19 protein-coding genes are annotated in these 13,692 nt (G+C 42.2%); 8 read left to right on the top strand and 11 right to left on the bottom strand.

What is annotated here, in order from left to right; genetic code table 11:
* Positions 1–56: 56 nt before the first annotated feature.
* From CD004_RS04105 to fabL, 5 genes are all read right to left on the bottom strand, one after another.
* The gene (locus CD004_RS04105; protein WP_102261610.1) at positions 57–1,805 is read right to left on the bottom strand and encodes an ABC transporter ATP-binding protein; all 1,749 of its coding nucleotides are present in this window, start codon (positions 1,803–1,805) and stop codon (positions 57–59) included.
* Between the two features lie 100 nt (positions 1,806–1,905).
* Entirely contained in the window at positions 1,906–2,436 is a 531-nt protein-coding gene (gene ntdP / locus CD004_RS04100; RefSeq protein WP_041967592.1) for a nucleoside tri-diphosphate phosphatase, read from the bottom strand.
* A 238-nt stretch (positions 2,437–2,674) separates the two neighbouring features.
* Entirely contained in the window at positions 2,675–2,929 is a 255-nt protein-coding gene (locus CD004_RS04095) for a YgaB family protein (RefSeq protein ID WP_102261609.1), read from the bottom strand.
* A 219-nt stretch (positions 2,930–3,148) separates the two neighbouring features.
* Complete coding sequence (locus tag CD004_RS04090; protein ID WP_102261608.1) at positions 3,149–3,340, bottom strand: gamma-type small acid-soluble spore protein; 192 nt, start codon at positions 3,338–3,340, stop codon at positions 3,149–3,151.
* Positions 3,341–3,428: 88 nt separating this feature from the next.
* On the bottom strand, positions 3,429–4,178 hold the full coding sequence (gene fabL / locus CD004_RS04085; protein ID WP_102261607.1) for an enoyl-[acyl-carrier-protein] reductase FabL: 750 nt from the start codon (positions 4,176–4,178) through the stop codon (positions 3,429–3,431).
* Positions 4,179–4,631: 453 nt separating this feature from the next.
* On the opposite strand from fabL, the gene CD004_RS04080 reads away from it, so the two are divergent.
* The gene (locus CD004_RS04080) at positions 4,632–4,856 is read left to right on the top strand and encodes a hypothetical protein (protein ID WP_102261606.1); all 225 of its coding nucleotides are present in this window, start codon (positions 4,632–4,634) and stop codon (positions 4,854–4,856) included.
* Positions 4,857–4,881: 25 nt separating this feature from the next.
* Here the strand turns inward: CD004_RS04080 and mutY are convergent, their stop codons facing one another.
* Entirely contained in the window at positions 4,882–5,955 is a 1,074-nt protein-coding gene (gene mutY, locus CD004_RS04075; RefSeq protein WP_102264987.1) for an A/G-specific adenine glycosylase, read from the bottom strand.
* A gap of 81 nt (positions 5,956–6,036) precedes the next feature.
* Positions 6,037–6,333, bottom strand: a complete 297-nt coding sequence (locus CD004_RS04070) for a hypothetical protein (protein WP_102261605.1) — start codon at positions 6,331–6,333, stop codon at positions 6,037–6,039.
* Positions 6,334–6,480: 147 nt separating this feature from the next.
* Here CD004_RS04070 and CD004_RS04065 point away from each other — a divergent pair, with 147 nt between their 5' ends.
* Positions 6,481–7,467, top strand: coding sequence for a metal-dependent hydrolase (locus tag CD004_RS04065; protein WP_102261604.1), 987 nt, complete (start codon positions 6,481–6,483; stop codon positions 7,465–7,467).
* 299 nt (positions 7,468–7,766) lie between these two features.
* On the opposite strand, the gene CD004_RS04060 is transcribed toward CD004_RS04065, so the two are convergent.
* Positions 7,767–8,021, bottom strand: coding sequence for a YfhJ family protein (locus tag CD004_RS04060; protein WP_102261603.1), 255 nt, complete (start codon positions 8,019–8,021; stop codon positions 7,767–7,769).
* Positions 8,022–8,137: 116 nt separating this feature from the next.
* On the opposite strand from CD004_RS04060, the gene CD004_RS04055 reads away from it, so the two are divergent.
* Positions 8,138–8,320 carry a small, acid-soluble spore protein K gene (locus CD004_RS04055; RefSeq protein ID WP_023625563.1) on the top strand — a complete coding sequence of 61 codons (183 nt, stop codon included), beginning with the start codon at positions 8,138–8,140 and terminating at the stop codon, positions 8,318–8,320.
* Positions 8,321–8,373: 53 nt separating this feature from the next.
* Here the strand turns inward: CD004_RS04055 and CD004_RS04050 are convergent, their stop codons facing one another.
* On the bottom strand, positions 8,374–8,709 hold the full coding sequence (locus tag CD004_RS04050; RefSeq protein WP_102261602.1) for a YfhH family protein: 336 nt from the start codon (positions 8,707–8,709) through the stop codon (positions 8,374–8,376).
* Between the two features lie 136 nt (positions 8,710–8,845).
* Here CD004_RS04050 and CD004_RS04045 point away from each other — a divergent pair, with 136 nt between their 5' ends.
* On the top strand, positions 8,846–9,523 hold the full coding sequence (locus CD004_RS04045; protein WP_102261601.1) for an SDR family NAD(P)-dependent oxidoreductase: 678 nt from the start codon (positions 8,846–8,848) through the stop codon (positions 9,521–9,523).
* A 17-nt stretch (positions 9,524–9,540) separates the two neighbouring features.
* On the opposite strand, the gene recX is transcribed toward CD004_RS04045, so the two are convergent.
* Positions 9,541–10,353 (bottom strand): recombination regulator RecX, encoded by an 813-nt coding sequence (gene recX / locus CD004_RS04040; protein ID WP_102261600.1) that lies wholly within the window; start codon positions 10,351–10,353, stop codon positions 9,541–9,543.
* Positions 10,354–10,453: 100 nt separating this feature from the next.
* Between recX and CD004_RS04035 the strand changes: the two genes are divergently transcribed.
* From CD004_RS04035 to CD004_RS04020, 4 genes are all read left to right on the top strand, one after another.
* Positions 10,454–11,353 (top strand): TIGR01777 family oxidoreductase, encoded by a 900-nt coding sequence (locus tag CD004_RS04035; RefSeq protein ID WP_102261599.1) that lies wholly within the window; start codon positions 10,454–10,456, stop codon positions 11,351–11,353.
* Between the two features lie 66 nt (positions 11,354–11,419).
* Positions 11,420–11,539 carry a YfhE family protein gene (locus tag CD004_RS04030; protein WP_023625568.1) on the top strand — a complete coding sequence of 40 codons (120 nt, stop codon included), beginning with the start codon at positions 11,420–11,422 and terminating at the stop codon, positions 11,537–11,539.
* Positions 11,540–11,625: 86 nt separating this feature from the next.
* Positions 11,626–11,811: a YfhD family protein gene (locus tag CD004_RS04025; protein ID WP_041967972.1), complete on the top strand. Its 186-nt coding sequence runs from the start codon at positions 11,626–11,628 to the stop codon at positions 11,809–11,811.
* Between the two features lie 494 nt (positions 11,812–12,305).
* Positions 12,306–12,557, top strand: a complete 252-nt coding sequence (locus CD004_RS04020; protein ID WP_102261598.1) for an alpha/beta-type small acid-soluble spore protein — start codon at positions 12,306–12,308, stop codon at positions 12,555–12,557.
* 376 nt (positions 12,558–12,933) lie between these two features.
* On the opposite strand, the gene sdhB is transcribed toward CD004_RS04020, so the two are convergent.
* Positions 12,934–13,692, bottom strand: a complete 759-nt coding sequence (gene sdhB / locus CD004_RS04015) for a succinate dehydrogenase iron-sulfur subunit (RefSeq protein WP_102261597.1) — start codon at positions 13,690–13,692, stop codon at positions 12,934–12,936.

The following is a 13,692-nucleotide window of genomic DNA, read 5'->3' as shown; positions in this document are numbered from 1 at the left end:
GTGGCGATAGGTATAATAAAAACCGAAGCGAAATGCCTCGGTTTCTCGTAGATTATTTAACTTTCTAGCTGTTGGACCTGGAAAAGTCTATGATAGCCTCCCTGCTTTGCCATCAATTCATCATGGCTGCCGTCCTCGATGATTTCTCCGTGCTCAATCAGGACAATCCTGTCGGCATGAGTAATCGTGGATAAACGATGGGCAACAACGAATGTTGTCCTGTCTTTTGCCAGCTTTTCTATCGCTTCCTGAATAAGATGCTCACTCTCAAGATCAAGCGCTGATGTTGCTTCGTCAAGAATTAGAATAGGCGGATTCTTCAGGAACACTCGCGCGATGGCAACACGCTGTTTTTGGCCCCCGGAAAGCTTGACTCCTCTTTCCCCGACTTTAGTATCATAGCCTTCTGGCAGATTCATAATAAAATCATGGGCATTTGCTGCCTTGGCCGCTTGAATGACTTCCTCATCACTGGCTCCAGGCCTGCCCAAAAGGATATTCGATTTGACCGATTCACTGAACAAAATATTATCCTGCGCAACCATGCCGATTTTATCGCGCAGGGAACGGACCTTGAATGAACGGATGTCCTTCCCATCAAGGAGAATTTCTCCATCGGTAACATCGAAGAATCTCGGAATCAGGCTGACAAACGAAGATTTTCCGCCCCCGCTCATTCCGACCAGGGCAATTGTTTCTCCCTTTTTCACCTCTATATTCAAATTCTTAAGTACCGTCTCCCCGTCTTCTTCATAAGAGAAACTTACATTCCTGAAAGAAATATCCCCGTGCACTTTTTGCAGTTCGATTGCACCAGGAGAATCCTTGATATCATATTTTTCATCCATGAATTCGAACACGCGGTCCATTGAAGCAATCGCCTGAGTCAATGTAGTCGATGAATTCACCAGCCTGCGCAGTGGGTTATAAAGTCTGTCGATATAAGCGATGAACGCGGCCATTTCCCCGATGCTGAGATTGCCTTGAAGGACCTGGTACCCGGAAAAGCCAATAACAAGCAGAGGCGCTATATCAGTGATCGTATTGACTACTGCAAATGCTTTTGCGTTCCAGCTTGTATGTTCAAGCGCTTTTGTTAAAAAGTTTTTATTCTGACGGTCAAACTGTGTTTGCTCATAATCCTCAATCGCAAAGCTTTTGATGACAGAAATTCCAGCCACTCTCTCATGCAAATAGCTTTGTACCCCGGCGAGTGCCTGTGACCTTTCCCTCGTAAGCTTCCGAAGATTCCCGAAGAAAAATTTTACCGAAAAAGCGTAAAAAGGAAACAGGATCAATGAGACAAATGTAAGCTTGACATCCATCGAGAACATGATAGCAGCTGCTATCATAATAGTAGCAACGTCAAGCCAAAGATTCATCAGCCCAGTAACAACGAAGGTCTTTGTTTGCTCGACATCATTGATCATCCTTGAGATGACCTCTCCCGCTCTTGTATTGGAATAATATTTATAGCTGAGCTTCTGCATATGGGTAAACAGTCTGTCTCTTATGTCATATAGAATTTTGCTCGCTGTCCACTGCGCAAAATATTGACGATAGTATTCAATTGGCGGCCTGAGCACGACAAAAACAACAATCATGACGCCCATTACCCAAAGCAGTTTATCTATTTTTTCATCTTTGTCCAGTGTTTCATTTCCGATGACATCATCCAGGACAAATTTGATTAAAAGTGGAATCAACAGTGGAATCGCAAATTTAAGGATACCGATGATGATTGTTCCAATAATTTGCAGCCTATATGGTTTGACGAATTTTAAGTATCTGCGGATGCTGCCCAATTTATAGTTCCCCCTTATGGAGCCTTACCTTACCTTGCTGTTGACGAAACAAAAACCTGTTGAATCAATCAACAGGCTGAAGCTTGTCTACCCTGTATGGTTAACGACGATATGTCAAATACCGCTCATAATAAATGTCGATGAAATCAGGCGCAAATGGACCCTTCCTCTGCCTGATCCAGCGTTTGAGCTTTTCAACATTGTATTTCAATATCTTATCGATCACATCAGGGTATTGCATTTCTTTTCGATGGCGTTCATATTCATCTTCATCGAGCAGATTAAACGTCATATCAGGAAAAACTTTAATATCGAGATCATAGTCAATATATTTCAGCGCTTCACCATCAAAAATGAATGGAGAACTAATATTGCAGTAGTAATACACGCCATCTTCCCGAATCATGCCTATAACGTTGAACCATAGCTGAGAATGGAAGTAACAGATTGCAGGCTCTCTCGTAATCCAAGTTCTGCCGTCTGACTCAGTTACGACTGTCCGATCATTCCCGCCAATCACAAGATTTTGCGTTCCTTTCAAGACGGTAGTTTCTTCCCAGACTCGATGGATGTGCCCATTATGCTTATAACTATGTATTTGGATCGGTTCACCTTCTGTGGGTACGCCCATGTTCTTCTCCCCTACTTTCCTTTCCCGGAAACTTTGCAACCTATTTAATGTATATTTATCTAAATTCTTCAAAACGACAAAAGGCAACAAAGAACGATTCCTATTTTTTATTATTATAACGGTTAACGAGAGAATTTAAAACAAAAGAGCCATCGATTTCCTCGATCGCCCAATAAATTTGCCTAAATTTTTATAAAAATTCATTTTTTCACATTTCATTTATTTGCAAGAACCACATTTAACGATAACTGACCGCTAGCTTTTGGTACGTATGGATGACTTCCTCCGTCTGCTTTTCGAACATCTGGTGAATTTCCTTCAGATCCTGCTTTTTCCGGTCAATCTCGATACGAAGATCTTCTAATTCAGCACTTTGCTTAAGGGCATCCAGCTGCTTTTCAATCTCCTGGCATCTTTCCAATTCAGACTGCAGATATAGAAGCTTTTCCATCGTTTGCATTTGTGTAGAAACCAATTCGTTAAATTTATCCATGCTTTTCCACCGCCTGTAAAATTTATCTTTTGTAAGTATTCTTGGGTAGGCGGGAAATTCCTTTGACTAGTTATGTAGAGGAATCGGAACCTTTGTCGAAAGGTGAAACTTGATTTGATGCTGTTCCTATTCGTTGTACTTTCTGCTTCCTCCCGGCATTCACCAGCAACAACGGGAAAAGGCACTCTACGAATTAGAGTGCCTTTCTTTAAGGTGATATTATTGCTGTTGGCCAGAGTTTTGGCCTTTACGAGCTTCAGCTTGCTGGTTTTGCTTACGTACTTCTTGAGCGTTTGTTTCGCTCGCGAATTCAGTGCCGTATTGGCCTTGTCCACCAGCTTGTTGAGCATTTTGCTGCTTCACGTGCTGAATGTTTGTGCCAGCTTGAGTTTGATTAGGTTGTTTTGCCATCGTTTATCACCTCCACGAATAATAGATTAACCATCCGCGGAAGGTGCTATCCGATTTTTTTATACCAAATTCATCCAAATTGTAAATTTTACACTAACAACGAGATACCTCCATCGATGATGAGCGTCTGGCCGCGGATCATGCTGGATTCATCCTTCAGCAGGAACATGATGGCATTGATCATATCGTCTATTTCGACCATTCTTCCAGCAGGGGTTTTCTCTCTAGCCTCTGCAAGTAGTTCCTCTCTATTAGGGAAGTGCGTAAGTGCTTCTGTATCGACCGCCCCGCCTGATACGGCGTTGACTACAATATTTTTCCGGGCAAGCTCGACAGCTAGATAACGTGTCAATGCTTCCAGGGCCGCCTTGGAAACCCCTACGGTTGTATAGTTCTCCAAGTATCGAATCGAGCCTAGTGAACTGATGCTGACAATTTTACCGCCGCCATTCCTTTCCATCAGTTTCGCCGCTTCCTGGGCACAGAACAATAGTGCTTTACTGTTAATGTTCATTGTCCAATCCCAATGTGATTCCTCAAGCTCCATCGCCGGTCGCAGCACGCCTGAAGCTGCATTGTTAACGAAGATATCGAGCCTTCCGAATTCCGCTTCGATTTGTTCGAACATCGCTTTAATTTTGCTGACATCCCCTACATTCGCCTTAACGACAAGTGCCTTCCTGCCAAGAGCTTCGATTTCCGCTGCCGTTTCCTGGGCTGCCTTTTTGCTGCGGGCATAATTGACTACGATGTCATACCCTTCTTCTGCGAGCCTGATGGCTGCCGCTTTACCAATTCCCCGGCTGCTTCCGGTAATAAGTGCAACTTTTTGTGTCATGTGAAAATCCCTTTCTATTCAGTTCTTGCTAAGAAAGCGCAAGCGCCTTGGTCAGCCCCGACTAGCGCTGCCCGACTATAACGCCACATCCCGTGGCTGTCGGGTCTGCACGTCCTGTGCCTCAGATGGCCTGACAGTGAAGTCGTTCTTTGACTTCATTGGGCGGGCCGAAGCGACTCGAGCTGCTCAAAGCTAACGCTTCTCGCAAGATACTCGAGGATGTAATGTTGGGGATGAAAACTGGCTATGCGCTTGAGCGACACTAATCTAAGTGCTGAAAGTTTAAACTTTCATATTAGATCAAAGCAGAACCTTAATTTTGTTTCATTTTAGCCTGTTCAGGTATATATGACAATAAGGAGATGATCCTTGGTCATGAAATCTGTGATAAAAACCTAAGGTACTGAAAACACTATTATTTAGATTGATACTGTTGAGAAAGGATGATTCCTGATGTATGTAGGCCGTGATATGACTGAATTATCGATGATGCCAAAAACTGATTGGAAGGATAGCGAGCTTGCTTTTTTCCATCACTCTCTTCAACAAATGGTGCCATACCTGAATGCCGAAGGCCAGACGATCCATAGGGAGATCGTTGAAGAAATCGAAAGCCGGGGCGGTTTGAACCGCGGTGAAGCTGATTACACTCATGGAACAAAGATCAGTTACGATTAAATAAGAAGGCTGCTAACCCCAATGGTTAGTCAGCCTTTTTATATTCCAGATACTGCTTCAGCATTTTTTGGTATGGTACCGGAAAGGCAAACTCTTTTATTTCCGTCTCGGTAACCAATTTCAGCTGTGGCGTCTCGGAAATTTCGCCAGTAAATTGTCCGCTGAATACCTGTATGTTCCATACCAAATGAGAAAAAACATGGTCGATTTCGCCTATGGAGTCACCTATCTTCGGTGTTAAGGCATAGTTCTCTTCAAAATGCTCAGCCAGCTGATCTCTTTGTCTCTGGAAGTCAAGGCTCAGCTCAACTGTCGGGAACTCCCACAAGTTCGCCAGCAAGCCGGTTCCAGGTCTTTTTCGTATTAGGATCCTTCCTTCACCATCACTGAAAATCCCGGCAGCAAGCTGTACATTTTTCTGCTTTATCTTCTTGGTTTTTACCGGCAATTCATTTTGCACTCCTTCATGGAATGCCTCGCAATGTTCCCTGACCGGACAAAGCAGGCAGGAAGGGGAGGTCGGGGTGCAAATTAGGGCCCCAAGCTCCATTAACGCCTGATTAAAATACGATGGATTTTCGTGCGATATTAGCTCCCTGACCCCTGCTTCAAAAATTTTACGGGATGCAGGCCTGGCAATATCCTCCCGAATTAACAAGATGCGGGATAATACCCTCATGACATTTCCATCGACCGCAGGCTCAGGTTTTCCATAGGCAATACTCAGTATCGCTCCGGCAGTGTATGGGCCTACACCTTTTAAAGCTGAAATCTCTTCCGGAGAATCCGGGACTCTTCCGCCGTATCTTTCATGCACTTCTTTAACAGCGGATTGTAAATTACGAACACGGGAATAATAACCGAGTCCTTCCCATGCTTTGAGGACTTTTTCTTCATCAGCGTGAGATAGCGCCTCTATCGTTGGAAAATTTTCCAAAAATCGATTAAAATAAGGGATGACAGTATCTACTCTAGTTTGTTGGAGCATGATTTCTGATACCCACACTTTGTAAGGATCCTGGTCCTTTCTCCATGGCAGTTCTCGCTGCTCACTTACAAACCATCCTATCAAGTCATCCTGAAAGGATTTTATATCCATTTTATCTATACATTTCTTGATGTCAGTTGCCACTTTCGTTCCTCCAGGTGTTAAACTTTCCGGATATTTGGGAATATAATATTAACGCTTCTGCTTTATCGCCATGAAGCCCATCCGTTCCAATCCGCCCGGGACAAAGTCCTCGAGGATGCCGAAGACCGAATGGTTCCGGGATAGCCGCATTTTTTTCAATGCATGGTAATGGGCTTCAGTCGGGACATAGAATGATTCAATGAAAATATTCTGCTCGTCCGATTGGCTGCACGAAAACATGTCAGCTTCAAAATCAGGAAGCATTGTTGAGATTTTATTGATTGTATCACGGTATTGGCTGAGTAGATCTTGCTTTACTTCATACTGGACGATCATCTGAATCACTTTAATCAGCTCCTTAATGTGTTTCGGTAAAGGACTGATTGATACAGCCCTTTAAAAGTAAACTATTATTCGTATTGTGACAAGGACTTTTACCTGCCAAACGTTGGTTATGAGTAACAGAAATCTTTTAAAAAGGAGGATGTTCGCATGGATACTGGAACCCATGTTGTGATGGGATTCGCTCTTGGCGGGTTAGCCACGCTTGATCCTGCTGTCAGCGGAAGCACCGCCACTGCCTCAAGCGTGCTTATTGCTACACTTGTTGGGTCGCAAATCCCTGATATCGATACTGTTTTGAAGTTGAGGAATAATGCTGTCTATATACGGAACCACCGCGGCATTACCCATTCGATTCCAGCAGTCCTCCTGTGGCCGCTGCTTATTTCTGGGACAATCTACTTTTTCTACCCAGAAGCAAATTTGCTGCATTTATGGATTTGGACATTTATTGCTGTTTTCCTCCATGTTTTTGTCGACATTTTCAATGCCTATGGGACCCAGGCATTGCGTCCTTTTTCGTCGAAATGGGTCGCACTGGGGGTAATCAATACATTTGACCCAATTATTTTTGCGCTTCATGTCGTCGGTTTGTTCCTATGGGCATTTGGATATCACCCTGGATATACTTTTTTAACGATTTACGCAATCCTGGTGCTCTACTATATTTACCGCTTTATCATGAAGCATCGGATCAGACGGGCGGTTGAAAATATTGTTCCAGATGCTACAGAAATCATCATCGCCCCAACAATGAAATTTAATCATTGGCGAGTAGCTGTGATGAATAAGCACCAGTTCTTTGTCGGACGCGGGCACAAGCATCATGTTAGAATACTCGATCAATTCAATCGTGTACCTGTCCCGGAAACTGCGGTCCTGGAAGCAGCAAAAGAAGACAAGAACCTATCAGCATTCCTGTCCTTCTCGCCAGTATATCGCTGGGAATGCGATGAATATGATGACTATTACGAAGTCAGGTTCATTGACCTGCGTTATCGGAGCAACGGGCATTATCCATTCGTCGCTGTCGTGAATCTCAGCAAGGAACTGGAAATCCTCAGCTCTTATACCGGCTGGATATACAGTGAAGAAAAACTACGAAAGAAATTGGAATTCCTTCCTGGAGAAGGATAGGACCGGGTGTTTAGGCGCTCGGTTTTTTTATGTCGATTTTGGTACGGTAGAATGGCCATAATTGTTTTTGAGCTGAAAGTTGGCGCGGCCAGCATTTCTCTATGTGACTCGATTTTCTTAACTCTTTATTATGTGACCGTTATTCCGGATTTTCCACCTTCACGGGAACATGTTTGCTCTTTTTGTGACCGTCACTCCGGGTTTTCCGTCTTCACGGGCACATAGTCGTATTTTTCTGACCTTTACATATTCCCATCAAAAAAAAATCTCCGAAAAAACGGAGATTCTCTTTGTTATGTTTACTCAGCATTCAATAAATGCTTATACTTCGGGTTCCTGGCAACAAATTCATGAAGCTGTCCGCCGTAATTTTCAATCCATTGACGGACCACTTTTTCTGTCATTTCGCTGCCCATATATTTATGTCCGGCTTTTGCGTAGGTTGACTCGAAGTCTCCCCATAAAAGCTCCACCCAAGTCAATGCCTGCTCATACGTGATGCCTTTGTTTTTTTCTTGCAGAAGGCTTGCTAGCTGCTCAAGGTTTTCTTGCAATCGTGATCATCCTTTGCCAATTTTTAATGTAGTTATGAATGCTTGTGTTTATCGAATACTATAAATGCGTGCAGCTTTTTGGCATACACGTAATTTTACCCGTCACGGAGGGCAATATGCGAAATAAAGTAACTAACTTCCCAAACCAGAACAACAATAAGCTCGAGGGTGAACCCCGGGCAAAAGCAGAATATGCTTCAAGAAGAGCTGATGGTACCATCAATACTCATCCGCAGGAGCGGATGTACGCATCATCTCACCGTGAAGATGACACATCAGCGGTCATAAAAGACCATTAAGAAGAAGTTACGTTTTTCAGTTAGACTTTAATCCTACGGGCAAAGCCAGATACTTAAATCTGGTTTTGCTCCAATTTCAACAAAAGGGAAATTGGCAGTGCCTCTTCTCTTCCGTCACCATTTAGACGCGAACCCCAGGCAAATACTCCATTCATGTAATCAATTTTGAAATAGGTTCCTGGGTCCCCATCGATTCCATAGATTTCCCCCGGCTTGAAATCATCCGGGTTCAGCATGTATGATTTGGCCATTGCAATTTTCCGTTCATATACGGCAAGCTCACTGACCATCCCCATCTGTTCTGCTTTTCTAGCCTTGTCACGGAGACTGGCAATTTCCTGGTTTAATTCATATTCAGATAACTCGCTATATCTTTTTTCTCTGCCCATCTATTTTCACTCCTGAGTCATTTTCGTTTTTTGGGATTTTTTCATTACTTGTTTTAGCCATCGAAGCAAGCTACTATAATCATTCAAGCATTTAAGTTATAACTAAATTATAGCATGTTATCTTAAGGAGGCTATCATGAAAGCAATCATTGTGACTGGTGCCGGTACCGGCCTTGGTAAGGAGCTATCGCTTCTTTTGGCCAAACAAGGTTACCATTTGATCCTAACAGGAAGAACTGAAGATACGCTAAAAAAAGTACAAAAACAGATCGAACAAACAGGTGGAAGTGCAACAGACCTTGTGCTTGATCTCCGAAATCTGGAGGATATCAAGGAAAAAGCTTTATTTATCAGCAAAAAACATGAGATTTACGGACTCGTCAACAATGCTGGTCTCGGTTATTTCGGTCCATTCTCAGAGACCTCCGATAAAGAAATTGAAGAGATGTTCCAGACTAACGTTTTTGGGACGATACAGATGACAAAAGCAATTCTCCCTTATCTGGAGTTGCATAATGATGGTTTGGTCATTAATATCGTTTCGACCGCCGGCCTTCGCGGGAAAAAGAATGAAGCGGTATATTGCTCCAGCAAGTTTGCCGTAAGAGGGTTCACAGAGAGTTTACAAAAGGAATATGAAGATTCGGGAATCCGCTTTGTCCCTGCTTACATGGGGGGAATGAATACTCCTTTCTGGAAAGAAAGCGATCATGTTGCTGACCCATCAAGACTTCGATCACCAGCTGAAGTGGCGCAAATCATCATCGAAAATCTGAAAAAAGACGAAATTGTTATCGAATCCAAAAAATCATGACAGTCGTCATGATTTTTTTATTCCTCATTTTCTTTATCAGAAATGAATTCATCAATCATTTCCATTGGAAACCCTTTGCGATATAACGCCATTTTCAGCTTCTGTCTGTATTCACGTTCCGGCAGTTTACAGTATTTGTTGTGCAGCTTCTCACCCTGGACCTTTAATGCATCCATTTCATCATCTTCTTCTTTCTCCACTTTTGTTTCATCCAGGGCAGCCCGGATGATCGCGAAGGAATATCCTTTTCTCTGAAGCATCTGCTCTATTTTCTGTTTAAGGATTTTTGAAGAATCCTTCTTATTCTTCTGTGCATATTTATCACTAAGCTTGATCGCTTTTTCCAACTGTTCATCGAGCGAAACCTCTTCTACTACCTTAGAGATCAAATCTGGAGATATCCCTTTATTCTTTAATTCCAGTTTAATGACCCCGGCTCCCTTGTCTGTCGTATTCAACTGGGTCCGGACAAATGCATTGGCAAATTCCTCGTCATTCAGGAATTTGTATTCATATAATTTATGGATTGCTTCTTTTATGACTGGATCTGCAATTTCCTTTTTCAACAGGTAGTCACGCACCTCAGCTTCAGACCTCATGCGGTGAGCCAAATAATTGATCGCCGTATTATAGGCTTTGCGGATATCATCTTGGAAAAGCATCTCAGTGACGGAAAAATCATCGAGCTCCATCCCTTTTTTTAGGTTGTGCTTAATCAACACATCTTCATCAACGCTGAAGGCATACTCTTCCCCTCGGCCGCTATCGGTAAAAATGCTGTATCTTTCTTTATTATGTTTTTGGACAGAAATCTTTGTGATCACTGGCATGTGATTTTCACCTCTAAAGAAACTTTAACACATTCAAAGGAGGTTTATCATTTTAAAAGAAGTACTATATTAACAAGAGGATTTGTTGAGGAGGATCTTAATGAATATAGCGATTACCGGAGGAACAGGACTTGTCGGTGAAGCGTTGAGCAGTCATTTGGTCAAGGCAGGACACCAAGTATATATTTTAACTCGGAATTCCGATGATTCACGAAGCAGCAATCCTAGGTATATTCAATGGCTAAATCCCGGGGACAGCCCCGAAAAAGAATTAGAGGGCATAGATGCAATTGTGAATCTTGCTGGAGCAACAATCAATAACAAATGGACCGATGAGTATAAACAGAAGATTATTGATAGCCGACTTAAGGCAACAGCTGAGGTCAAAAGAATTATTGAAACATTGCCAATTAAGCCTTCTGTTTTAGTTAATGCAAGTGCTGTTGGCTATTATGGCACCTCAATGAGCCAGGAGTTCACGGAACAATCTAATAAGGGAAATGACTTCCTCTCCGAAACAGTACATCAATGGGAGGGTTCAGCCTCCGAGGTGCAAGACATGGGAGTTCGGCCTGTATTTTGCCGTTTTGGTGTCATTCTTGATAAAAACTACGGTGCTTTGCCTCGGATGGTCCTCCCTTATAAATTTTTTACTGGAGGAAAGATTGGCACGGGCAAGCAATGGCTTTCATGGATCCATATAGAGGATGTTGTACGCGGCATTATTTTCGTGATCGAGAATACTAACGTGAATGGTCCTGTTAATTTCACTGCGCCCTTCCCTGTTACGATGGATCAGTTCGGAGAAACTTTATCCAATGTTCTTAATCGCCCTCACTGGATGCCAGTGCCTTCCTTTGCGCTGAAAATACTGCTGGGAGAAATGAGCATTCTTGTGTTGGAAGGACAGCGTGCCATTCCCGAAAAACTTCTCAATGTGGGCTTTATATTCAAGTATCCTGAACTGGAAAATGCACTCAAAGAAATTTTCGATAAGTAATGCTGTTTAATCCCTTTCAACAAGGAAATACTGCTAAAGTAAATCATTTTGAAAGGATGGATAACAATGGATAAAAAGAAACGTGATAAGACTAAAAGCACTTTATCAAGCATGCAGGAAGTTACATACAGCCATGAATTCAAGAAGGCAGACAGAGCTGCAGGCTATACAAATGGAAAGAGATAATAAGCATTAAGCACCCCTTTATTGCGAAATATAAAAGTACGGAAATGATTTTTTCCGTACTTTTATCCTGAAAGGGGTTTTTTCGAATGGGTCGTTCTCATGGGCATAAAACACGTGACCGAAATAAAGCTTCGCTTCCACAGGTTCCAAAGAATATGAAGTCAGATGGAATCGATGTTGAATTCAACCGTGAGCTTGCCGATCAAGCTGATCTTGAAGCGCTGGCTCGATCTAGAGCTGCAGATGGACGTGCAAAAAAACATCGAAAATAATCCTAATAAAAGAGAAAGCAGAATCCACCGAGGATTCTGCTTTCTCTTTTAAGGGAAGGGGGAATAAATCAACAGTTAGCATCGGGATTTTATTGTGAATGTTTTCACTAACTTTTGATATCTTTACTATACCCTCTCAATTCAAGTTACACAATGGCTTTCACCAATTGTTCAAAATATTAATTTTAGTAGTTATCAACAATAATGTGGAAAGTGTGAACAACTTAGCAAATACCTTACTATTATTGGATTTTTAATCATGCAACGTTAAAAAGGTTTTTTTGTGGATAATGTGTATAAGTCTGTGGAGTACTCGAAAAACAATGGTTTTATCTGTTGATAAGTATGGTGGTAAATAATCGCCATTAATATTTCCCTTATTTCTATGGCTGCAAACCATTATTCATTAGTAAATGCCTAAATAATTTACATTGATAAATCAAATACTATTCCTAATAGGAGTTGATTTTCTTAACAATACGGAGGGATTCCTGATGGCAAGAAGGAATAAAATACTTGTACCTGAAGCAAGAATGGCATTGAATGACTTGAAGGCGCAGGTAGCAGGAACAATGAAATCCGAGGACGCTAAATACGAAACTGCCAAGGAGATTGGTGTCCCATTGAACAAGGGGTATAACGGAGATCTTTCAACAAGAGAAGCAGGTCGAGTTGGAGGCAGACTGGGCGGAAATATGGTTCGCGAGCTCGTTAGAATGGCCCAGGAAAATCTGCGTAAACAGTAAGAGATTTCAACTATTTGTAAAAACGATTGACAGCTGCTGGAAAATATCATATAATGATAAAGCTTCGCCAAAAAGAAGTAACTTGAATCACAACTATAATTATGTAAACAATTAATGGCGTTCTGCTTTTATTTTTAGGTATCAACTTATTCACACTGGATCGGCTTCGGAGCCGTAAGGATACAAGAGAGGTAGGGCTTGTGTCGTTTAGGTTTAAAAATGGTCAAGTGGAAATTGTACCGCGGCAAAGTTTATAATGGATGATTTTTTATACATCTTGTGAAGTAGCAAGTTACTTGAAAGCGAACCGGAATACGGTTCGCTTTTTCAGTTTTATTCATTCAAAATATTAAAACACTACTTCCCTATTTTGCCTTTAATAAGCCCCAAAGAACGATTTGAAGGAATGGATGGTCACCTGGCGATTTAGATGAGCTATGGATGTAGTCAATGGGATGCCTTTTGGACAGACTTCAACACAGTTTTGTGAATTCCCGCAAGTAGTGATTCCCCCTTCACCCATAATCGCCCCTATTCTCTCTTCCTTATGCATTGCTCCTGTAGGATGAGCATTAAATAACCGGACTTGTGATAAGGGAGCAGGCCCAATGAAAGGGGATTGACTGTTGACATTAGGGCATGCCTCAAGACAGCAGCCACAAGTCATACACTTTGAAAGTTCATAAGCCCATTGTCTGGTATCTTCAGCCATCCTAGGCCCTGGCCCTAAATCATGTGTGCCATCAATCGGAATCCAGGCTTTCACCTTTTTTAGGGCATCGAACATACGCTGGCGGTCTACAGCTAAGTCCCTCATTACAGGAAACGTGCTCAATGGCTCAATCCTGATTGGCTGTTCAAGTTGATCAATTAGTGTAGAACAAGCTTGTCTAGGCTTTTCATTTATGATCATTGAACAAGCCCCGCAGACTTCCTCCAGGCAAACAGATTCCCAAATCACAGGTGTTGTTGCTTCTCCTTTGCTGTTTATCGGGTTCTTTTGGATTTCCATCAATGCTGAAATAATGTTCATATTTGATCGATAGGGAATAGAAAACTCTTCATTATAAGGAGAAGAGCTTGGATCCTTCTGCCTTTTTATAATCAGATGAACCTGATTTTTTGGGGATGACAT

This window comes from Mesobacillus jeotgali (assembly GCF_002874535.1).
GTDB lineage: Bacteria > Bacillota > Bacilli > Bacillales > Cytobacillaceae > Mesobacillus > Mesobacillus jeotgali.
The sequence above is the reverse complement of the archived record's forward strand: the minus strand, read 5'-3'. Positions and strand labels throughout refer to the sequence as shown.